This is a genomic window from Achromobacter sp. JUb104 (genome assembly GCF_024806975.1).
In the GTDB taxonomy this organism is placed as follows: Bacteria; Pseudomonadota; Gammaproteobacteria; order Burkholderiales; family Burkholderiaceae_B; genus Achromobacter; species Achromobacter spanius.
The window spans coordinates 1-22,742 of record NZ_JANUEY010000005.1 but is presented as its reverse complement, the minus strand read 5'-3'; the positions used below and the strand labels follow the sequence as shown (position 1 = coordinate 22,742).

The window sequence follows — 22,742 nt, the reverse complement described above, 5'->3', positions numbered from 1 at the left end:
GAGATGCCCGCGGTGTAGGTTGATGGTTGCCTGCGGTGTAGGTTGATGGTTGCCTGCGGTGTAGGTTGATGGTTGCGCACGGTGTAGGTTGATGGGTTGCGCGCGATCTTAGGCGGTGTTCTTCTTGAAGCTATCGCGCGCTTCACCCATCCTACGCCGGGATGAGCGTCGTACGCCGGGATGACCGTCGTACGCCGGGACGACCGTCGTACGCCGGGACGACCGTCGTACGCCGGGACGACCGTCATACGCCGGGACGACCGTCGTACGCCGGGACGACCGTCGTACGCCGGGACGACCATCGTACGGTTGGACAACCATCGGACGATTGGACAACCATCGTACGGTTGGACCACCATCGGACGGTTGGACCACCATCGGACGGTCGGACGGCCATCGTACGGTTGGACCACCATCGTACGGTTGGACGACCATCGTAGGATGGGTGCAGCGCGCAAGACGGTTGCCAAGAACGCCACCGCCAAGCGCGCGAAACCCATCAAGCAGCGTCGGAGTTCTAACGTAGGATGGGTGCCGCGCGGCAGGCTGCCGCCAAAAGCACAAACGCCAAACGCGCAAACCCATCAAGCAGCGTCGAACCTCCAACCAAGATCATCCACAGCACAACCGCAACCCACAACAACCGCCCCCACGCCACCCAAGGATGAAGACGTGACCGCAACTGAATTTTCCACCCTGATCCAGCGCGCCGAGCGGGTGTTGGCGCAGCTTGAGGCCTTTCTTCCGCCCGCCACGCCCGAGATCGACTGGAGCGCGCACGCCTTCCGTTGGCGCAAGCGTGGCTCGCGTGGCTGGCTGGACGCGGTGCGCCACGTGGCGCGCATCGACATGCAGGACCTTCAGCACATCGAACGCCAGAAGGCCACCATCGACCGCAACACCGTGCAGTTCCTTGAGAACAAGCCGGCCAACAACGTGCTCATGACCGGCGCGCGCGGCACCGGCAAAAGCTCCTTGGTCAAGGCCATGCTGGCGGCCTATGGCGAGCGCGGCCTGCGCTTGATCGAAGTCGACAAGTCCGACCTGGGCGACCTGCCCGACATCGTTGAACTCGTCGCCTCGCGCCCCGAGCGCTTCATCGTGTTCTGCGACGACCTGTCGTTTGAAGAAGGCGAGCCCGGCTACAAGGCGCTGAAGTCCGTGCTGGACGGCTCCGTATCGGCCTCGGGCGACAACGTGCTGATCTACGCCACGTCCAACCGGCGCCACCTGATGCCGGAATACATGAGCGAAAACCTGCAAGCCAAGCACCAGCCCGATGGCGAAATCCACCCTGGCGAAACCGTCGAGGAAAAAATCTCGCTGTCGGAACGCTTCGGCCTGTGGCTGTCGTTCTACCCCTTCAAGCAGGACGACTACCTGGACATCGTCTACCACTGGCTGCGCGAGCTGGGTTGCCCCGAGGCGCATATCGAGCCGTCGCGCACCGAGGCGCTGCAATGGACCATCGAACGCGGCTCGCGTTCGGGCCGAGTGGCTTATCAATTCGCGCGCGATTGGGCGGCCCGCCATGTCTGAGAAGATCGTTGACGTTGCCGCCGGTTTGATCCTGCGCCCCGACGGCATGCTGCTGCTGGGCCAGCGGCCCGAAGGCAAGCCGTGGTCGGGCTGGTGGGAATTGCCGGGCGGCAAACTGGAGCCGGGTGAAACCGTGCTGGAAGCGCTGGCCCGCGAACTGCAAGAAGAGCTGGGCATCCGCGTGACACAGTCGCGGCCGTGGGTGACCTATGTGCACGTGTATCCGCACACCACGGTGCGCCTGGCGTTCTGCCACGTGACCGCGTGGGAAGGCGAGCCGCAAGGGCTTGAGAACCAGCGCCTGGAATGGGTGGACCCCGCCCACGCAGCATCCGTCGGCGATCTCTTGCCCGCCACCCTGCCCCCGTTGCGCTGGCTGCAACTGCCCACCACCTACGGCATCAGTTCTATCGGCTCGCGCGCGGGCGTGGCAGCGTTCCTGGGCCGTCTGGACGCGGCACTGGCGCGCGGTGTGAAGCTGGTGCAGTTTCGTGAGCCGCAATGGCCGGACGGCGCGAACGCAAGCTCGCTGCACGAGGTCTTGCAGCAGGTCATCAAGCGTTGCCGCGCCGCTGGTGCGCGCGTGCTCGTCAATAGCGCACACCCCGCCGCCTGGTGGAAGGAAGCCGACGGCGTTCACTTGCGCACGGCGGATGCGGCCCGCCTGCACGCGCGGCCCGAACTGCCGGCGGGCGCGCTCGTCGGCGTGTCCGCGCACGATAACGCGCAGGTGGTGCACGCTCGCGAACTCGGCGCCGACTTCGCGGTGCTGGGCCCGGTGCTGGACACGCCCAGCCACCCCGGCGCGGCCACGCTGGGCTGGGATGGCTTTGTTGCCGGCAACCGTGATGCGGGCATCCCCGTGTTCGCGTTGGGCGGCCAATCGACCACGACCGTGTCGCAGGCGCTGCGCCATGGCGCGCACGGCATCGCCGGCATTCGTGGCGTGATCTGACACGCACCTTATCGTCTGTCGGCTGCATCAAGACGCCGCGTTCCGTGCTTGCCACGGCGCGGCGTTTTTACATTCCGGTTGCCCTTCGATTGCGTTACGGCCACGTTCCGGTTGCCCTTCGATTGCGTTACGGCCACGTTCCGATTGCGCTTCGATTGCGCTTGGTTGCGTTGCGCTTGTCCTTCGCTTGCCTATCCCTTGCCCTGCGGCTGCATTGCCGCCATCACCGCACTGATCCCCTAGGGAAACTCCCCCCTTGCTGCCCTCTGGCCGAAAGCAATATCTTGGAATCCTTAATGTGACCACGTAGTCACATTATGTCTTTCTCGCAGTCGCTGCACCCTCTCTTTGTCGTCGTTCCCACAACAAGGAAGTCCAGCATGCCCCAGCGTTCCCCCTTTGAAGGCGATGCCAATCCGGCCCGCCGCGACTTCCTCTTGCGCGGCGCCGCAGGGTTGGCCGGCGCGGCCGGGCTGGCGGCCACGGGCTGGCCGTTGCCGGGTTTGGCGCAAGCCCAAGCCGTCTCGCCCCTCACCTTCGCCTTCTGGCCCTGGGGCAGCGAAATCGTGCAGCAGGGCGCCACGCGCTTCACGCAGGAAAGCGGCGTGCCGGTCAATCTTTCTCCCATCCCCGGCGACTACGCCGCCGTGCTCGAAACCCAGTTGGCCGCCAAGGCGCGGCTGGACATGTTCTACGCGCAGCGCGGCCAGGCGTCGCGCTGGTACGCGGCGGGCTGGATCCGACCCATTGACGACATGCCCGGCCTGGCCGACATCCAGAAGCAGATGTTCCCCGGCATTGTTGACGACGCCCACGCCACCGACGGCCGCACCCTGGGCCTGACCTATTACAACGGCGGCCCCTTCGCGCTGTTCCGCAACGAAAAGATGCTGGGCGAAGCAGGGTTTCAAGGCACCGCCAATGCCGCCGACTACCCGCAGGACTGGGCCACCGTCGAAAAGCAGGCCCGTGAAATCAAGAAGAAGGGCCTGTCCGAACATCCCTTGCTGATGCCCTGGTACAACGCCTGGACCGGCCTGCCCTGGGCCTTGATCGCGCAGTGCTTTGCCGAAGGCGAACGCTTTGTGGACGACGAGTTGCGCGCCACCTTCAACGCCGACACGCCGCTTGTGAAAGTGCTGACGGACTGGAAGCGCTGGTGGGACGACGAACTGGTGCAACGCGCCGTGCTGACGTGGTCGGGCACCGAAACGTCCAGCTCGTGGATGAAGGGCCAACACGCCTTCCACCTGAACATCGACTACTACAGCTTCAACTACAACGACCCCGCCAAGAGCCAGATTGCCGCGTATTCCAGCTACAACCCAGTGGTGCCCGGCGCCACGCACGACACCGTGCTGGTGGGCCACGCGCTGCTGTGCATGTCGACCCGCAAGCGCAGCGACGCCGAGCAGGCCGCGCTGTGGGAACTGATGAAGTACTTCGGGTATCGCGACAAGGACGGCCAGCTCACCACGCACAAGAACTGGATCGCCAAGGCCAACCTGGAAGTGCCCTTCCCCGAGCTCTACCGCGACCCGGACAGCCGCGCCGCCATCATGAAGTGGATGTACCCGCCGCAAGCGGAACAGGTCTATCAGTGGCTCTTCCAGGGCCGCGAGAAAGCGGTTGCCGCGCACATCCTGAAGGCGCCCTGGTATCAGGAATGGGACACCGCCATGCACGAGATGATTGCGCAGGACCTGCTGATCAAGGGCTCGAAGACGCCCGCGCAGGTGGCCACCGAGCTGCGCGCCCGTTGGGATGCGCTGTACAAGAAGTACGCCAAGATCCTGAAGCGGAGCTGATATGGCCAGCGTCACACTGCAAGGCATCCAGAAGGCCTATTCCCACTTCCAGGCCGTGCGCTCGCTGGACCTGGACATCCGCGACGGCGAATTCGTGGTGCTGCTGGGGCCGTCGGGCTGCGGCAAGACCACCACGCTGAACATGATCGCGGGGCTGGACACGCCCACCGGCGGCGAGATCCGTATTGCCGACCGGCGCGTGGACCAGGTGCCGCCGCATCGGCGCAACGTGGCCATGGTGTTCCAGAGCATCGCGCTGTACCCGCACATGACCGTGCGCGAGAACATCGGCTTTCCGCTGCGCATGCAGAAGATGCCGACGGCCGACGTGCGCGCCCGCGTGGACCAGGCGGCCAGCCTGCTGCGCGTGGAATCCATGCTGGACCGCAAGCCCTATCAATTGTCGGGCGGGCAGCGCCAGCGCGTGGCGATCGGCCGCGCGGTGGTGCGCAACCCCGACCTGTTCCTGTTCGACGAACCGCTGTCCAGCCTGGACGCCAAGCTGCGCACCGACATGCGGGTGGAACTCAAGCGCCTGCACCGCACGCTGCAAGCCACCTTCATCTACGTCACGCACGACCAGGTTGAAGCCATGACGCTGGCCGACCGCATCGCGGTGATGTCGGGCGGCAACCTGCTGCAATTCGCCGACCCCGACACCATCTACCGCCGCCCCGCCAACATGGAAGTGGCCGACTTCATCGGCAACCCCGGCATGAACTTCCTGCGCGGCACGCTGCACGCGCAGGACGGCGTGCCTGCCTTGCACGCCGCCGGCACCGTGTACGTGCTGCCGCCCGCCTTGCACCCGGCCGCGCGCATGCTGCCCGAGGGCAGCGCCGCCACGCTGGGCATCCGGCCCGAAGCCATGGCGCCCGCGCCGCTGGCGGGCGACGGCTTGCTGCTGCAAGGCAGCGTGTGGGCCGTGGAACCCGTGGGGCCCGATCAATTCGTGGACGTATGCGTCGGCGGCGAAGACGGCCCGCGACTGCGCGCGCGCCTGCCGCCCGAACGCCGTTACGAGGTGGGCGCGCCCATTGCGCTGGCGCTGCCCGCCGCGCGCCTGTACCTGTTCGACGCGCAAGGTTTACGCGTGCATGGCGGCGAGGAGCAGCGTCTGTGAGCGCCGCCAGCTTGTCGCCCGCCCGCCCCGCCCCCGTGCGCCAGGGCGGCCGCGAAATGTCTGACCTGAGCTTTGCGCTGACCGTCATCGTGGCGGTGTACGCGCTGAACACGCTGATCATCGGCGTGCCGCTGGGCTATTCGTTCTGGCTCAGCCTGCACGACACCAACGCCATTCTGCGCACCGAGGAATTCGTCGGCACCGATCTCTACGGCGAGGTGCTTTCCGACCCCGCCGTCATCGACGCCATCTGGCGCAGCCTGGGCTTTGTGGCGATGTGCGTGGTGGGTTCCTTCGTTGCCGCGCTGGGCATTGCGCTGGTGCTGAACGAAGAGATGCCGCTACGCGGCCTGGTGCGTGGCCTGGCGCTCTTGCCCTGGGCGATGTCCCAGGTAGTGACGGCTACCGTGTTCTCGTTCTTGCTCAACCCCAGCTTCGGCGCGCTGACCGGGCTGCTGGCGCCGCTGGGCCTGGCCAACGCGGCCACCGTGTGGCTGTCCAGCGACTGGGCGCTGTTCTGGGTGGCGCTGGCGTTCGTCTGGCATATCGCGCCGCTGGGCAGCTTCTTTTATCTGGCGGCCTTGCAGACCATTCCGCGCGACCTGTACCGCGCGGCGCGCGTGGATGGCGCGGGGCCGCTGTCGCGCTTTCGGCATATCACGCTGCCGCATTTGAAGCACACCACGCTGATCGTGCTGGTGGTGATGACGGTGGAAGCGGTGCGCCAGTTTGACCTGTTGTTCTCGCTGACGCGCGGCGGGCCGGGCACGTCCACGCAGATCCTCCCCTTGCTGATCTTCCGCTACAACTTCGAATTCTCGAAGTATGGCCTGGCGTCGGCGGCGGCCTTTTTGCTGACCGTGTTGTCGCTGCTGCTAGCCACCGCCTATTTCATGCTGATCCGCAAGAAGCGCCCCCAAGGAGCCGCCCATGCGCAATGACGCCGCGAAAGTCACCGGTGAAGGCTGGCGCCCCTGGCTGGTCGGGGCGGGCGTGGCCCTGGTTGCGTTCTGGTGCCTGTTCCCGCTGTACTGGACGCTGAAAGCGTCCTTCATGGACGAGTCCGCCATCATCATGGGCGTGGCGCACAACGTGGGCGGATTCACGTTCGACAACTATCTGCGCGTGCTGGGCCTGTCGACGTCGGACTCTATCTTCGGCGGGCAGACCAAGGCCATCATGACGGGCTTTGTGAACAGCGCGTTGGTGGCGCTGCCGGCCGCCGCCGCCGGCACGGCCATCGCCACGCTGGCGGGCTATGTGCTGGGGCGCTTTGAATTTCCGTTCAAGGGTCCGCTGCTGTATGTGCTGCTGGCCTCGCGCACGCTGCCGCCGATTGCCTTGCTGATTCCGTACTACGTGTTCTTTGCCGCCATCGGCCTGGCGGGCAGCCTGTTCGGTCTGTGGATCGTGTACCTGACCGCCGTGATCCCGCTGCTGTCGTGGGTGTTGATGGGCTACTTCGCGTCACTGCCCGTCGAGATCGAACGCGCCGCGCGCATGGACGGCTGCACGCGCTGGCAGATGCTGCGCCACGTGACCTTGCCCATGGCCATGCCGGGCATTGCCGCCGCCTTCATCATCGCCTTCCTGGTGGGCTGGAACGATCTGCTGTTCGCCATCGTGTTGACGGGCGGCACGTCGGCGCAGACCTTGTCGGCCTCGCTGCTGGGTTTGTCGCCGTTGATGCCGGGCTTTCGCGCCGACCTGGGCCTGTTCGCCGCCGCCAGCATGCTGGCCGCCCTGCCCCCGCTGGCGTTGGCCATGCTGTTCCAGCGCTTCATCACCAACCTGAACATCGTCGACCCCGTGACGAGCAATACGGACTAGCCAATGACCATAGGCGTAGCGGCAGCGGGGCGGGATGCGGGCGCGGCGGTGCGCACGGCGGCGCTGGCGGCCGAATTGATGGGCCATGGCGCCATCGGCGGCTTCGCGGTGTTCGCCGTGATGGATGACGATGGCCGCGTGCATCACACGTCATGCCAGCGCGGCGGCGTTACCGCGCTGGACTTGCCGCCGACCTGGCTACGCGCGCGGCGCGCGGCCTTGATCGAAAGCGGTCCCGACCGCCCCGAACCCCTGGTGCAGTTCCTGCCCGGCGCCGATGGCGTAGGGTTGGTGACCGGCCACCGCCTGCCCAACCGGCCCGGCGCGGATGGCGTTGCGCTGAACCTTGCCGCGCTTCAAAACATGGCCGACGGCGCCCCGCCCGCCGACGCCGTCGCGCGCGTGCTGCACGCGCATCCGGAAATCGACGCGGGCCTGATCGCGCTGTCCGCCACGGGCGAATTGGGCTGGGGCAATACCCGCCGCGTCTCGCGCCGGCCCGACCACGGCATGGCCCATCGCGACAACGGCGACTGCCGCGTCGCGGTGCTGCACAACTCCATTTATCCCTGCGCGCCGCTAGCCGACGTCATGGCCGACCTGGCCTGGTGCGCCTTGACCGGTGAGGCCGCTTCCTACCGCGCCCTGACCCTGCCTGCCGCAACGCCGATCACCTTCGCAACCCATGACCGTGTGCAGGTGAACCGGTATGGACGCATTCTTGCCATCGAGCAATCCGACCCTTCATTGCCGCGTACGCCAAGGCGTGCGAATGTGGTCTACCTGGGCAGCGAAGTCTGGCAAGATGGAAGGCTAATCGGCCACACCGTCAGCGAACTTATTGCCGACCTGGCTGACGGGCGAGTGACCGGCGTGCCGGACCCCGCCCGCTTCCTCATCTTCATGAAGGAATAAGCCATGTCCCGCCGCGAGAATACCGAGAGACTGATCCTGCAAGCGCTGGAAGCCCAGATACTGGAAACGGGCATGGGCGGGGTGGGCATCAACGCCATCGCCAAACGCGCGGGGGTCAGCAAAGAACTTATCTACCGCTACTTCGACGGCATGCCCGGCCTGATGCTGGCCTGGATGCAGGAGCAGGATTTCTGGACACGCAACCCCGGCCTGCTGGCCGAAGATGAATCCAGCCAGCGCACGCCCGCGGAACTGGTGCTGTCCATGCTGCGCGCGCAGATCGATGCGCTGGCCGGCAATGAAACCCTGCGCGAAGTGCGCCGCTGGGAATTGATCGAACGCAACGAGGTGTCCGCGCCGTTGGCCGAACGGCGCGAACGCGCGGCGCGCGGCTTCATCGACCGCCTGGACGGCCTGGCGCCCAACCTGGACATGCCCGCGACGGTCAGCGTGATGTTGGCGGGCGTGCTGTACCTGATGCTGCGCTCCAAGACCGAATCCCATTTCCTGGGCGTGCCGCTGCGCACGCCCGAAGGGTGGGAGCGGATCAGCGCCGCGCTGGAACATCTGGTGGCCCGTGGCTTGCCAGACCCCTTGAATACCGAATCCCTTGCCCACCTGGAAGCGCGGCGCGGCAAACCGCCGGCCGCCGATCCCCCAACCTGAGCCCTACATGCCCGCGCATCCCGCCCCGCAGGAATACGACATCATCATCATCGGCGGCCAGGTCGCCGACGGCCTGGGCGGCCCCGCCCGCCGCGCCGACATCGCCATCCAGGGCGAGCGCATCGCGGCCATCGGCGACGGCGCGCAATGGCGCGCGCGGCGCCGCCTGGATGCCACCGGCAAGGTGGTGTCGCCGGGCTTTATTGATTGCCATACCCACGATGACCGCGCGTTGCTGGGCACGCCGCTGATGCGGCCTAAAGTCAGCCAGGGCATCACCACCGTGGTCACCGGCAACTGCGGCATCAGCCTGGCACCGGTGCGCGCGCCGGGCGACGTGGTGCCGCCGCCGCTGAACCTGCTGGCCAAGCACACGGGCGAACTCTACGCCCGCATGCAGGACTACGCCGACGCGCTTTCCGCCGCGCCCGCCGCCGTCAACAGCCTGGCGCTGGTGGGCCATTCCAGCTTGCGCGTATCGGCCATGGACCGGCTGGACCGCCCCGCCGACAAGGGCGAGATCGCCACCATGCGGCGCGCGCTGGACGAGGCCATGGCGGCGGGTGCCGCCGGCCTGTCCACGGGCCTGTACTACCCCACCGCCATGCACGCCAGCACCGAGGAAGTGATCGGCGTGGCCGAGTCCTTGTCGGCCTGGCGCGGCCTGTACACCACCCACCTGCGCGACGAAGCCGACCACGTTTGCGACGCCATGGAAGAAGCTTTCCTGATTGGCCGCGCGGCCGACGTGCCGGCCATCCTGTCGCACCACAAGGTCACCGGCAAGCACAACCACGGACGCACCGCGCAAACGCTGGCGCTGTTCGACCGCGTGCGCGCCGACCAGCCGCTGGGCATGGACGTCTACCCCTACGCGGCGTCGTCCACCATTCTGGAACCACGCCGCGTGGCGGCCGGCGAAAAAATCATCGTCACGTGGTCGCAGACGCGCCCGGAAATCCAGGGCGTGGACCTGCGCGAACTGGCCGCGCGCGAAGGCAAGGACCCAACCCGCCTGGCCGAAGAACTGTCGCCGGGCGGCGCCATTTATTTTTCGATGGACGAAGCCGACGTCAAGCGGGTCATCGGGCATGGCAGCGTCATGATCGGGTCGGACGGCCTGCCGCATGACCAACGCCCGCACCCGCGCTTGTGGGGCGCGTTTTCGCGCGTGCTGGCGCGCTATGTGCGCGAGATGCGCGTGCTGGGCCTGGAAGAAGCCGTGCGCCGCATGACGAGCCTGACCGCCGCGCAATTCGGCTTGAAGGATCGGGGCGTATTGCGCGCCGGCTGTTATGCCGACGTGGTGGTGTTCGACGCCGCCACCGTCGCCGACCTGGCCAGCTTTGCCGAACCGACGCTGCCGTCCACCGGCATCCACGCGGTGCTGGTCAATGGCCAAGTGGTCGAAGAAGGCGGCGCGCCCACGGGCGCCCGCCCGGGCCGCCTGCTGCGCGGCGACGAGCGCGCCGCCCCCGGCTTCGAAACACCGGCTTGGGCGGCCTGTAACGCGAGCGCTACTTAAAGCGAATAGCAAAAGGCAAATAGCAAATAGCAAATAGCAAATAGCAACCCTGAACGCCGCGCGCTCGGCGCGCGGCGGCTTTCCTGGAGCATCATGCACATCGTTGTCATCGGCGCGGGGGTGGTCGGCATGGCCACCGCCTACTTCCTGCATCGCGAGGGCCATCGCGTGACGGTCGTGGACGCGGGGTCCGGCCCCGGCCAGGCCACCAGCATGGCCAACGGCGCGCAACTGAGTTATAGCTTTGTCGCCCCCTTGGCTGACCCCGCCGTGCTGCCCAAGCTGCCGTCCTGGCTGCTGGCCCAGGACGCACCGCTGCGCTTTCGCCCCCGGCTGGATCCCGATCAATGGCGCTGGAGCCTGGCGTTTCTACGCGCCTGCACACGCGCCAAGAATCGCGAGACAACGCGCGAACTGTTGGCCTTGGGCATGTACAGCCGCTTGTGCGTGCACACGCTGGTGCGTGACGAACAGCCCGACTTCGACTTTGCCAGCGCAGGAAAACTGCTGGTCTACCAAGACGCCGACGCCTATCGACAGGCCCTTGCGCAACGCGACTACCTGGCCGACCTGGGCTGCGAGCAACAGGTGATGAACACGCGCGCCTGCCTTGAGATGGAACCCGCACTGGCCGGCATCGGGGCAAGCATCCAGGGCGCGCTCTACACCCCCACCGAAGACGCCGGCGATTGCCAGCGACTGTGCACCGAGCTGGAACGCATCCTGCGCGCCGCGCCCGACCCCGTGCGCTTTCACTTCAACACGCGGGTCGACACGCTGCGCCGGGAACACGGCCGCGTCATGGGCGCCGCCACATCCGCCGGCGATCTGGAAGCCGACCATTTCGTGCTGGCCAGCGGCATGGGCGCGCAAGCGCTGGCGCGCCCGCTGGGCTTGAACCTGGGCATCTATCCGTTAAAGGGCTACAGCCTCACCTACACGCTGACGCCGGACAGCGTGGCGCCCACCGCCAGCATCAGCGATATCCGGCGCAAGGTGGTCTATGCGCGGCTGGGCCAGCGGCTGCGCGTGGCGGGCATGGTGGACATTGGCACGGGCGGCGCGGGCGTCGACCCGCAGCGCGTGCGCAGCCTGGAGCGCGACGTGGCGCAATTCTTTCCTGGCTTGAAGCCCAAGGGTGCGCCAAGCGCCTGGGCGGGGCTGCGGCCGGCGCGGCCCGACGGCAAGCCGCTGATCGGCGCCACGCCGTACCGCAATCTGTGGCTGAACACGGGCCATGGCGGCCTGGGTTTTACGCTGGCCCTGGGCAGCGCGCGCGTGTTGGCGGATTTGATGCGGGGCCGCGACCCCGCCGTGGACCCGTCCGCCTTCGCGCTGAAGTAGGGGCTGGTACTGGCGCTGGCGCTGACGTAGACGTTGCCGTTGGCACACGTAGGCGCTGACGTAAGCGCTGGCGCTGGCACAGGCGGCGAATAGCCCCGCCTACGCTCGTGCGATCAATCCGCCTTGATGCCGCGGCTTTGGATCAGCTTGCTCCACTTGCCGCGTTCCTTCTCTTCAAACGCAGCCAAGTCTGCACCAAAGACATTGCCCGGCGTGGCGCCGCCTTGCGCCAGCGATTGCTGTAGCTCGGGCGCTTTCAAGGCCTGCTTCATGGCGGCGATCAGCTTGTCGACCACCGGCGCGGGCGTGCCGCGCGGCGCGTACAGGCCGGACCAGGCGGTGACCTCGAAGCCGGGCAAGCCCGCTTCCGCCATCGTCGGCAGGTCGGGCGCGGCGGGGCTGCGTTCGGCCGACGTTACGGCAATGCCGCGCAAGCGTCCGCCCGGTTTCATGGCCGCCATGGAACTGGGCAGGTTGTCCATCAGGATGTCGACCTGGCCGCCGATCACGGCGGGTATGGCGGCCGATGATCCCTTGAACGGCACGTGCAGCATCTGCAAGCCCGCCAGCGATTCAAAGTAGGCGCCCGTCAAATGCACCGATGAGCCGATGCCGGGCGACGCATAGGAATACTTGCCCGGGTCCTTCTTCACCGCCTTCATCACGTCATCCAGATTGCGCCATGGCGACGTGGCGGCCACCGCCATCACGTTGGGCGTGGACGCGATGATGCCCAGCGGCACCAGGTCGGTGGCCGGGTTGAAGCCGATGTTGCTGTACAGATACTGGTTGACCGTCTGCGTGCCGATGGACCCAAGCACAATCGTGTAGCCATCCGGCGCGGCGCGCGTTGCGGCGGCTACGCCCAGGTTGCCCGCCGCGCCCGGCTTGTTTTCAACCACGATGGACTGGCCCAGCGTGGGCGCCATGTGCTGCGCGATGGTCCGCGCGAAGAGGTCAGTGGTGCCGCCCGCTGGAAACGGCACGATCAGGGTGATGGGCCGCGTGGGCCAAGTCTGTGCGGATGCGGCCGCGGAAAACACCAGTGTGGCGGCTGCCACGGCAGAAGTCGCCTTGCCTGCCCAGCGCCCGGCACTGGCGGCGGTCCGCCATTGAAATGACCAGCCCATCCTCTTTCCCCTTCGAATGATTGTGTTCGTGTGATCAAACGGAAGTCGGCGTCGGTGCAGCATGACGTCATGCACAGCGAAAGTGACCATGCGGTCACTTTTCCCGCATTAAGAACCGGCGCCGAACGCTTGTCAACGACAGCAAAGAGAATTAGGCGTAATCCCTAGCCTCAGGAATTGCCTAGGATCCTTGCGCCACCGAGGGCTGTTGGGACACCTGCGATTCCTGCGTTTCCTGGGACACCGGGGGCTGCTGAGCTCCTTGGCCACCCTGGGTTACCTGGGCTTCCTGGGATGCCACCTCCCAGCCGCCACCCAGGGCAACGATCAGGTTCACGCTGGCCACCAGCCGCGTGCCCAACAGGCTTAGCGCATTGCGTTCGCTATTGAGCGCGGTGGCGTCCACCACCGCCACGCTCAGATAGTCCACCAGCCCGGCCTGGTACTGGTTCTGAATAAGGCGCAGCGATTCACGCGCGGACTCCAGCGCGCGGCGCTGCACGATCTGTTCTTGTTCCATGACCCGGAGCTGGATCAGATAGTCTTCGACTTCGCGCAGCCCCACCAACGCCGCCTGGCGGTAGGCGGCGGCCTGCGAATCGTAAGAAGCGCGTGCCTGTTCCACTTGCGCGGCGCGCGCGCCGCCATCGAAGATCGTTAGCGCCAGCGCCGGCCCCAGGGACCAGAAGCGCGCGGGCGCGGTCAACAGGTCCGCGAATTGGCCGTTGCGAAAACCGCCGTCGGCGGACAGGATCAGCGACGGGAACCATGCGGCTTGCGCCACGCCAATCTGCGCGTTGGCGGCTGCCGCGCGGCGCTCGGCCGCGGCGATGTCCGGACGGCGCTCAAGCAGCTCGGACGGCAGACCCACCGGAATCTGTGGCAACTGCAAGGTGAAGACAGCGGGCGCCAAGCTGAATTGCGATGGCGCCTGGCCCATCAGTACCGCAATGGCGTGCTCGTACTGGCCGCGCTGCCAGTCCAGGTCAATGGACTGGGCGCGCGTGCTTTCCACCTGCGTGCGCGCCACCGCCACATCGGCCTGCCCCGCCACGCCGACTTCGTAGCGGTTCTGCGTCAGCTTCAACGACCGTTCATAGGCCGCCACCGTGGCGTCCAGCAAGCGCTTCTGTTCGTCCAGCACACGCAACTGGAAATAGGTTTGCACCAGCGCCGCCTGCGCGCTCAGGCGGGTGGCGCCCAGGTCCGCCAGGCTGGCGGCCGCGCTGGCCTCGGACGATTCGGTGCTGCGGCGCACGCGGCCCCACACGTCCACTTCCCAACTGACGCTGCCGGTCACGGAATACTGGTTGGACACGTTGCTGCCGTTGGACGACGACGACGATGACCCGTTGCCGACGCCCGCGCGCGATGCGCCCGCGCTGGCGCCCACGGTGGGGTAGAAGCCGGCGCGCGCGGCCCGCACCAGGCCCAGCGCCTGACGGTAATTGGCTTCGGCCTGGGCGATGGTCTGGTTCGACGTATCCAGCCGTTCCACCAGCGTGTTCAGCGTGTCGTCCCCGTACACCAGCCACCATTTGCCACGGTCCGCCTCGTCGCGCGGCTGGGCCGGCTTCCAGCCTTCTACCTGCTGCTGGCCCTGGGCTTCCTTGTAGGACGCGCCCACATCCAGTTCGGGGCGTTGGTAGTCGGGGCCCACCGCGCAGGCGCCCAGCAGCGCGCACAGCGCCAACGTGATGGCGCTGCGAGGAAAACGGGTGAAGACAAGCGGCTTGGGTCGGATCATGTAGGTTCTATGGAAGCAGAGGCGTCTTTGCGCCGGCCGCGCCCGCGCGCGGCCCACAGGCGAAATCGGTCCAGGTAGAGATAAACCACGGGCGTGGTGTACAGCGTCAGGATCTGGCTGAGCACCAGGCCGCCCACGATGGTAATGCCCAGCGGCTGGCGCATCTCGACACCGGCGCCGGTGGCCAGCACCAGCGGCAGCGCGCCGAAGATGGCGGCCATGGTCGTCATCATGATCGGACGAAACCGCGTCAGGCAGGCCTGGAAGATGGCCTCGCGCGGCGCCATGCCCTGCACCCGCTGAGCTTCCAGCGCAAAGTCCACCATCATGATCGCGTTCTTTTTCACGATGCCGATCAACAGGAACACGCCGATCAGCGCGATCAAGGTGAAGTCATGGCGCACCAGCAGCAGCGCCAGCAGCGCGCCCAACCCGGCCGATGGCAGCGTCGACAGGATCGTCAGTGGATGCACAAAGCTTTCGTACAGAATGCCCAGCACGATGTACATGGTGACCAGCGCCGCCAGGATCAACCAGGGTTGTTGCGACAAGGTCTGCTGCAAGGCCGCCGCCGTGCCCTGGAAGCCGGCCTGGATCTGGTCCGACGGCAAACCGATGCGCGCCACCGCCGCGTCGATGGCGGCCGTGGCCTGCCCCAGCGACACGCCGGGCGCCAGGCTGAACGACACCGTATCCGCCACGAACAGGCCCTGATGCTGCACGCTGAGCGGCGCGTTGGAATTTTCAAGCCGGGCAAAAGCCAGCAGCGGCACGCGCGCGCCGGTCGACGTAATCACTTCAACCTGCTTGAGCGATTCAATGTCTTCGGCAAACCTCGGTTCCAGGCCCAGCACCACGTGGTACTGATTCAGCGGGCCGTACATGACCGACACCTGGCGCTGGCTGAACGAGTTGTTCAGCACGGTGGATATCGTGGACATGCTGACGCCCAGCCGGGTCGCGGCCTCGCGGTCGATCACCAGGTCAATCTGGCGACCCTTGTCCTCGACATCGGTATCCACGTCGGTGATCTCGGGAATCTTGGCCATGGCCTGCTGCACCTTGGGCATCCAGGTGCGCAGCAGTTGCAGGTCGCCGGACATCAACGTGTAGTCGTAAGACCCCTGGCTTTGGCGCCCGCCGATGCGGATGTCTTGCTGCGACACCAGGAACATGCGCGCCCCCGGCATGTTCTGCAACTTGCCGCGCAGCCGGTTGATGACGTCGTCGGCCGACACCTTGCGCTCTTCCAGGGGCTTAAGCTGGATCTGCATGAAGCTGCTGTTGCTGCCGCCGCGCCCGCCCGCGTAGCCTGTCATGCTTTGCACCGCCGGGTCCGCCAGCACCACCTTGCGCAGCGCATCCAGCTTGGGCACCGTGGCCTGGAACGACGTGCCCTGGTCCACCCGGAAAAAGCCCAGCAGTTGGCCCGTGTCCTGTTGCGGGAAAAATCCCTTGGGCACCGCCATGTACAGGTACACGTTCAGTCCCACCGCCACGGCCAGCGTCAGCATCATCAACCGGCCATGCGCCAAAGCCCAGCTCAAGCTGCGGCGGTAGCCGTTCAGCATGGACTCGAAGCCGCGTTCGGACCAGCGCGCCAGGCGGCCGGGCGGCTTGGCGTCTTGCGGTTCGGGGCGCAACAGCCGCGCGCACATCATCGGGGTCAAGGTCAGCGACACCACCAGCGACACCATGATGGCGGCCGACAAGGTCACGGCGAATTCGCGGAACAGGCGGCCGACCACGCCGCCCATCAGCAAGATCGGAATGAACACCGCCACCAGCGACAGGCTCATGGACAGCACGGTGAAGCCCACCTCGCGCGAGCCGCGCAGCGCCGCCCGCATCGGCGACATGCCGTTTTCCACGTGCCGCATGATGTTTTCCAGCACCACGATGGCGTCGTCCACCACAAAGCCCGTGGCCACAATCAACGCCATCAGCGAAATCGTGTTCAACGTGAAGCCGCACATATACATGATGCAGAACGTGCCGATCAGCGATACCGGCACCGCCACGCTGGGGATGATGGCCGCGCGCCAGCGCCGCAGGAACAGCAGTACCACCAGCACCACCAGGCCCACGGCGATGATCAGCGTCAGCTCGGCTTCGTGCAGCGACGCGCGAATGCTGGGCGTGCGGTCTTGCGCCACCGTCATGTTCACATCCGCCGGCATCAGCGCCTGCAACACGGGCAGTTGCGCGCGCACGGCGTCGACGGCTTCGATGATGTTGGCGTCGGCCTGGCGCCGCACAATCATCAGGATGGCCTTGCGATCGTTGTAGAAGCCGGTCTGGTAGAGGTCTTCGACGGAATCTTCCACCTTGGCCACGTCCGACACGCGCACCGGCGCGCCGTCTTTCCAGGCGACGATCAGCGGCCGGTACTGCTCGGCGCGGCTAAGCTGGTCGCTGACCATGATCTGCCAGTGGTAGCGGTCGTTTTCCAGCACGCCCTTGGGGCGGTTGGCGTTGGCGTTGGCCAGCGTGGTTCGCAATTGGTCCAGCGACACGCCCTGGTTGGCCAGCGCGCCGGGCAGCACGGTCACGCGCACGGCCGGCAGCGAACTGCCGCCCACCGTGACCTCGCCCACCCCGTCCACCTGCGCCAGCTTCTGCGCCACGATGGTGGAGGCAATGTCGTACAGCTGGCCCTGGCTCAGCGTGTCGGACGTCAGCGCCAAGGTCATGATGGGCGCGTCCGACGGGTTGGACTTGTGATAAGTGGGGTTGCTGCGCAAGCTGGTTGGCAAGAGCGAGCGCGCCGCGTTGATGGCGGCCTGCACGTCGCGCGCGGCGCCGTTGATGTCGCGCGACAGATCGAATTGCAAGGTGATGCGCGTGGAACCCTGCGAGCTGCGCGACGTCATCTCGGTCACGCCGGCAATGCTGCCCAGCGACCGTTCAAGCGGCGTGGCCACGCTGGACGCCATGGTCTCGGGGCTGGCGCCGGGCAGGCTGGCCGACACGGAAATCGTGGGGATATCCACCTGCGGCAGGGGCGCCACCGGCAGCAGGAAGAACGCCAGCAAGCCCGCCATCACCACCGCCAGGCTAAGCAGCGTGGTCGCTACCGGCCGCATGATGAAAGGCGCCGACAGAATCATGACGCATCCCCGGCCGCCGGCTCGCGCACGCCACGCCAGCGGCGCGACAGGCGGTCGAACATCAGGTAGATGACCGGCGTGGTGAAGAGCGTGAGCACCTGGCTAAGCAACAGGCCGCCCACCATGACCAGGCCCAGCGGCTGGCGCAGTTCCGCCCCCGTGCCGGTAGACAGCATCAGCGGCAAGGCGCCGAACAAGGCGGCCAGCGTCGTCATCAAGATGGGCCGAAAGCGCAGCAGCGCCGCTTCGTGGATGGCCGCGCGCGGGCTCAAGCCCCGCTTGCGTTCGGCGTCCAGCGCGAAGTCGATCATCATGATGGCGTTCTTTTTCACGATGCCGATCAAGAGGATGATGCCGATGATGCCGATCATGTCCAGCTCGGTGCCGCTGATCAGCAAGGCCAGCAAGGCGCCCACGCCGGCGGACGGCAAGGTCGACAGGATGGTGATGGGGTGGATGTAGCTTTCGTACAGCACGCCAAGCACGATGTACATGGTGATCACGGCGGCCAGGATCAGCCACAGCGTGCTGGTCAGGGAATTCTGGAACGCCAGCGCCGCGCCCTGGAAACGGGTTTCAACGCTGGCCGGCATACCGATCTCGGCCTCGGCGGCGGTGATGGCTTCCACCGCGTTGGACAGCGATGCGCCCGGGGCCAGGTTGAACGACACGGTCACCATCGGGAACTGGTCCAGGCGGTTCACCGCCAGCACGGTCTTGCCTTCGGAAATATGCGCCACCGACGACAAGGGCACCTGCGTGCCGGCCGAGGTGGGCACATGGATCTGGCCCAGCGCGGCGGGGTTCATCTGAAACTGCGGCTGCACTTCCAGCACCACGCGGTACTGGTTGGACTGCGTGAAAATCGTGGAGATCAACCGCTGGCCGAAGGCGTCGTAAAGCGCCTCGTCGATGACGGCGGCGGTGATGCCCAAGCGGGATGCCGCGTCACGATCAATCTCGACCCAGGTTTGCAGGCCGTCGTCTTGCAGGTCATCGGTCACGTCTTTCAAGCCCGGCACCTGGCGCAGGCGGTCCACCAGCTTGGGCGTCCATTCGCTCAACACCTTCAAGTCCGGGTTGGACAGCGTCATCTGGTATTGCGTGCGGCTGACGCGGTCTTCAATGGTCAGGTCTTGCACGGGCTGCATGTAGACGGTCAGCCCATCCTGCTTGCTTAATGATTCCTGCAAGCGCGCCATCACGGTAGCCAGGTCGCCGTTGCGTTCGGCCTGCGGCTTCAGCGCAATCTGCATGCGCCCGGCGCTTAGCGTGGCGTTGCTGCCATCGACCCCGATGAACGAGGACACGGCCTGCACGTCCGGGTCTTCCAGCACCAGGCGCGCCGCGGCCTGCTGGCGTTCGGCCATGGCGGGGAACGAGATGGATTGCGGGCCTTGCGTAATGGCCTGGATCAGGCCGGTGTCCTGCTGCGGGAAAAAGCCCTTGGGCACCATCAGGTACAGCACCACCGTGAGTGCGAAGGTGCCCAGCGCCACGAACAGGGTCAGCGTCTGATGCCGCAGCACCACTTGCAGCATGCGGTCGTAGCCGGCGATGACGCGGTCGATGAAGTTGCCGGTGGCGGTATGAAAACGCCCGTGCTTCTGTTCGGATTCGGCGCGCAGCAGGCGCGCGCACATCATCGGCGTCAGGGTCAATGACACCACCAGCGATATCAGGATGGATACCGCCAGCGTGATGGCGAATTCCCGGAACAAGCGGCCCACGACTTCCGTCATGAACAACAGCGGAATCAGCACGGCGATCAGCGAGAAGGTCAGCGAGATCAGCGTGAAACCGATCTGCGAGGCGCCCTTCAACGCGGCCTGCATCGGCGTTTCGCCTTCTTCAAGGTGGCGCGCGATGTTCTCGATCATGACGATGGCGTCGTCCACCACGAAGCCGGTGGCGATCGTCAGCGCCATCAAGGTCAGGTTGTTGATGGAGAAGCCGGCCAGGTACATGACGCCGAACGTGCCCACCAGCGACAGCGGCACCACGACGCTGGGGATCAGCGTGGCGGTCAGGCTGCGCAGGAACACAAAGGTCACCATCACCACCAGCCCGACTGCCAGAAGCATTTCAAACTTCACGTCTTCAACGGAATCGCGAATGGTCTGCGTGCGGTCGGACACCACGGTCACGTCCAGCGTGGCGGGCAAGGCGGCGCGCAACTGCGGCAACAGCGTCTGGATGCGGTTGACCACGTCGATCACGTTGGCGCCCGGCTGACGCTGGATGTTCAAGAGGATGGCGGGCTTGTCGCCGACCCAGGCGGCCTGGCGCGTGTCTTCGGCGCCCTCGACCGCGCGCGCCACGTCGGACAGGCGCAGCGGCGCGTTGTTCTTGTAGGCGATGATCAGGTCGTTGTAGTCAGTGGGCGACTTCAACTGATCGTTGGCGTTGATGGTGGTGGACCGCAGCGGGCCGTCCAGGTTGCCCTTGGGCTGGTTGACGTTGGCACCCACGATGGCGGTGCGCAGGTCCGACAGCGCCAGGCCATTGGCGGCCAGCGCCTGCGGGTTGACCTGCACGCGCACGGCCGGACGCTGCCCGCCCGCCACGCTGACCAGGCCCACGCCCGGAATCTGCGACAACTTTTGCGCGACGCGCGTGTCGACCAGGTCGCGCACCTGCGGCAAGGGCATGGTGGGCGACGTGATGGCCAGCGTCAGCACGGCGGCGTCGGCCGGGTTCACCTTGTTGTAGGTGGGCGGCACCGGCAGGTCGCTGGGCAGCAGGTTGGACGCCGCGTTGATGGCGGCCTGCACCTGCTGCTCGGCCACGTCCAGCGGCAGCGTCAGGTTGAACTGCATGGTGATGACCGACGCGCCGCCTGAACTGGTGGACGACATCTGGTTCAGGCCGGGCATCTGCCCAAACTGCCGTTCCAGCGGGGACGTCACCAGGGACGTCATGACGTCAGGGCTGGCCCCCGGGTACAGCGTCACCACCTGGATCGTCGGGTAGTCCACCTCGGGCAGCGCCGACACGGGCAAGAGCCGGTAGGCGATGAAACCCGCGATCAGGATGGCCACCATCGCCAGCGTGGTGGCCACGGGACGCAGAATGAACAGGCGCGACGGACTCACGATGGGCTCGGCTTATTTCGACGGCGGCGTGGTGCCGGCCGGCGCACCCGCGCCCAGCGTCTTGTCGCGGGTGGCGGGAATGACTTCGGCGCCGCCCACGATTTCAACCTTGGCGCCGGCGCGCAGGCGGTCGGTGCCTTCGGTCACCACGCGGTCGCCCGGTTGCAGCCCTTCGTTCACGGCCACCATGCCGTTGTTGATGGCGCCCAGCTTCACCGGGCGCACGACGATGGTGTCGTCTTGCTGCACCAGGAAGACAAAGGCGCCGGCCGAGCCTTGCTGCACGGCGGCGGTGGGAATGGCGGTGACGTCCTTGCGCGTCAGCACGTGCAGGCGCACGTTGACGAACTGGTTCGGAAACAGCGCGTCGTCGGCGTTTTCAAACTTGGCTTTCAGCTTCAAGGTGCCGGTGGTGACGTCAATCTGGTTGTCCAGCGTTTCCAGCACGCCGGTGGCGATGCGGCGGGTGTCGGCGCGGTCATAGGCGTCAACCGGCAGGGTGCGGCCGGCGGCGATTTCACCGCGCACTTCGGGTAGCTGGGTTTCGGGCAAGGTGAAGACGACGGAGATCGGCTGTGTCTGGGTGATGACGACGAGCCCGTTGGTGTCCGAACTGGACACCAGGTTGCCCCGGTCAACCTGGCGCAAGCCCAGCCGGCCGCTGATGGGCGCGGTGATGCGGGCATAGTCCAGTTGCAGCTTGGCGTTGTCGACATTGGCCTGGTCGCTCTTGACGGTGCCTTCGTATTGGCGCACCAGCGCGGCCTGCGTATCCACCTGCTGCTTGGCAATGGAGTCCTGCTTGAACAGGGCCTGGTAGCGCTGCAGGTCGCGCCGCGCGTTTTCAAGCTGGGCCAGGTTCTGCATCTGCGTGCCGCGCGCCTGATCCAGCGCGACCTGGAAGGCTCGCGGATCCACCTGCGCCAACAGGTCGCCCGCCTTGACGCGCTGGCCTTCCTGGAAAGCCACGTCCACCAGTTCACCGCTGACGCGGCTGCGCACGGTGACGGTGTTGTAGGCGGTGACGGTGCCGAGCGACTTCAAGTAGATGTCGATGTCCTGCTGGGTGGCGGTGGCAATGCGCACCGGCACAGGCATGTTGGCCATGGCGGCCATCGACGGACGCGCCCCGCCCGGCCCCCGCGCCCCGGCTTGCTTGGGGGAAGGCCGCAACGCAAACCAGGCAACACCCGCCACCACCAGCAACAACACCACCAGCCCGACAACGCGGCGGCGGCTCCAGCGGGAGGGTTGGGAAACAGGACGACTTTCGGACATGGAACGGTTCCGGCACTAATGCAGAAAGCCGTATTGTCTACTAGTCAGTCCCGGTTTCGCGCGCTGGAAGTTCCAGTTGAAACTGGCCGCAACAAGAATCGGGTTGGGGGTGGGGTGGATGGGGAGGCTTGGGTTTCGCGCGGATGTTTGGAGCGGGGACGGGGAGAGAGGTGTTCGGGGACATGGGTGACTCGTGTTCGGGGACATGGGTGACGCGTGTTCGGGAACATGGGTGACACGTGTTCGGGGACATGGGTGACAAGTGTTCGGGGACGTGGGCGACAGGCGTTCGGGGACGTGGGCGACAGGCGTTCGGGGACATGGGTGACAGGCATTCGGGGCCATGGGCTTTTGGCTTGGGCTTGCCGCGCTGACCCGTCCTGCGGGCTTTTGCGGGTCGGTGACGCGATTCGGGGTGCTTGGTGCCGGGTATATATGACGCGATTCGGCGGTGCCTGATGGGTTTCGCGCGTGGGGGGGCTGGGTTCTTGGCTTTGGCCTGCCGCGCTCCACCCATCCTACGGGTGCTTTTTCCGGGCAGGTGACGTGATGGTGCTATTTGGCGGTGCTTGATGGGTTTCGCGCGTTGGGGGGCTGGGTACTGGGCTATGGCCTGCCGCGCTCCACCCATCCTACGGATGCGTTTTGCCGGGCGGGTGACGTGATGGTGCTATTTG

The 22,742-nt window shown here is 66.3% G+C and carries 15 protein-coding genes; 10 read left to right on the top strand and 5 right to left on the bottom strand.

The genetic code is table 11. The annotated features are described in order from the left end of the window. Nucleotides 1-672: 672 nt before the first annotated feature. The 10 genes from M2361_RS27450 to M2361_RS27405 all read left to right on the top strand — a co-directional run bounded on the left by M2361_RS27450 (nucleotide 673) and on the right by M2361_RS27405 (nucleotide 11,705). Complete coding sequence (locus M2361_RS27450; protein WP_259252928.1) at nucleotides 673-1,539, top strand: ATP-binding protein; 867 nt, start codon at nucleotides 673-675, stop codon at nucleotides 1,537-1,539. Beyond that, a complete protein-coding gene (locus tag M2361_RS27445) occupies nucleotides 1,532-2,494 on the top strand; it encodes a Nudix family hydrolase (RefSeq protein ID WP_259252927.1) in 963 nt (320 codons plus the stop codon). Before M2361_RS27450 ends, M2361_RS27445 begins: the two co-directional genes overlap by 8 nt. Before the next feature lie 380 nt (nucleotides 2,495-2,874). Beyond that, a complete protein-coding gene (locus M2361_RS27440) occupies nucleotides 2,875-4,302 on the top strand; it encodes an ABC transporter substrate-binding protein (protein ID WP_259252926.1) in 1,428 nt (475 codons plus the stop codon). A 1-nt stretch (nucleotide 4,303) separates the two neighbouring features. Next, complete coding sequence (locus M2361_RS27435) at nucleotides 4,304-5,425, top strand: ABC transporter ATP-binding protein (protein ID WP_259252925.1); 1,122 nt, start codon at nucleotides 4,304-4,306, stop codon at nucleotides 5,423-5,425. Beyond that, nucleotides 5,422-6,366, top strand: a complete 945-nt coding sequence (locus M2361_RS27430; RefSeq protein ID WP_259252924.1) for a carbohydrate ABC transporter permease — start codon at nucleotides 5,422-5,424, stop codon at nucleotides 6,364-6,366. The genes M2361_RS27435 and M2361_RS27430 overlap by 4 nt, the downstream gene beginning before the upstream one ends. Next, entirely contained in the window at nucleotides 6,356-7,255 is a 900-nt protein-coding gene (locus tag M2361_RS27425; RefSeq protein WP_259252923.1) for a carbohydrate ABC transporter permease, read from the top strand. Before M2361_RS27430 ends, M2361_RS27425 begins: the two co-directional genes overlap by 11 nt. Nucleotides 7,256-7,258: 3 nt before the next feature. After that, nucleotides 7,259-8,170, top strand: coding sequence for a DUF6963 family protein (locus M2361_RS27420; protein WP_259252922.1), 912 nt, complete (start codon nucleotides 7,259-7,261; stop codon nucleotides 8,168-8,170). Between the two features lie 3 nt (nucleotides 8,171-8,173). After that, nucleotides 8,174-8,836, top strand: a complete 663-nt coding sequence (locus M2361_RS27415; protein WP_259252921.1) for a TetR/AcrR family transcriptional regulator — start codon at nucleotides 8,174-8,176, stop codon at nucleotides 8,834-8,836. 7 nt (nucleotides 8,837-8,843) lie between these two features. After that, nucleotides 8,844-10,361: an amidohydrolase family protein gene (locus M2361_RS27410; RefSeq protein WP_259252920.1), complete on the top strand. Its 1,518-nt coding sequence runs from the start codon at nucleotides 8,844-8,846 to the stop codon at nucleotides 10,359-10,361. A gap of 93 nt (nucleotides 10,362-10,454) precedes the next feature. Continuing rightward, nucleotides 10,455-11,705: a D-amino acid dehydrogenase gene (locus M2361_RS27405; RefSeq protein ID WP_259252919.1), complete on the top strand. Its 1,251-nt coding sequence runs from the start codon at nucleotides 10,455-10,457 to the stop codon at nucleotides 11,703-11,705. A 113-nt stretch (nucleotides 11,706-11,818) separates the two neighbouring features. Here the strand turns inward: M2361_RS27405 and M2361_RS27400 are convergent, their stop codons facing one another. The 5 genes from M2361_RS27400 to M2361_RS27380 form a co-directional block, all read right to left on the bottom strand. Beyond that, on the bottom strand, nucleotides 11,819-12,835 hold the full coding sequence (locus tag M2361_RS27400) for a tripartite tricarboxylate transporter substrate binding protein (RefSeq protein WP_259252918.1): 1,017 nt from the start codon (nucleotides 12,833-12,835) through the stop codon (nucleotides 11,819-11,821). A 181-nt stretch (nucleotides 12,836-13,016) separates the two neighbouring features. Next, the gene (locus M2361_RS27395) at nucleotides 13,017-14,582 is read right to left on the bottom strand and encodes an efflux transporter outer membrane subunit (RefSeq protein WP_259252917.1); all 1,566 of its coding nucleotides are present in this window, start codon (nucleotides 14,580-14,582) and stop codon (nucleotides 13,017-13,019) included. Further along, entirely contained in the window at nucleotides 14,579-17,692 is a 3,114-nt protein-coding gene (locus M2361_RS27390; RefSeq protein WP_259252916.1) for a multidrug efflux RND transporter permease subunit, read from the bottom strand. The genes M2361_RS27395 and M2361_RS27390 overlap by 4 nt, the downstream gene beginning before the upstream one ends. Beyond that, nucleotides 17,689-20,787, bottom strand: coding sequence for an MdtB/MuxB family multidrug efflux RND transporter permease subunit (locus M2361_RS27385; protein ID WP_259252915.1), 3,099 nt, complete (start codon nucleotides 20,785-20,787; stop codon nucleotides 17,689-17,691). Before M2361_RS27385 ends, M2361_RS27390 begins: the two co-directional genes overlap by 4 nt. Before the next feature lie 12 nt (nucleotides 20,788-20,799). Then, complete coding sequence (locus M2361_RS27380) at nucleotides 20,800-22,065, bottom strand: MdtA/MuxA family multidrug efflux RND transporter periplasmic adaptor subunit (protein WP_259252914.1); 1,266 nt, start codon at nucleotides 22,063-22,065, stop codon at nucleotides 20,800-20,802. Between the last annotated feature and the right edge of the window lie 677 nt (nucleotides 22,066-22,742).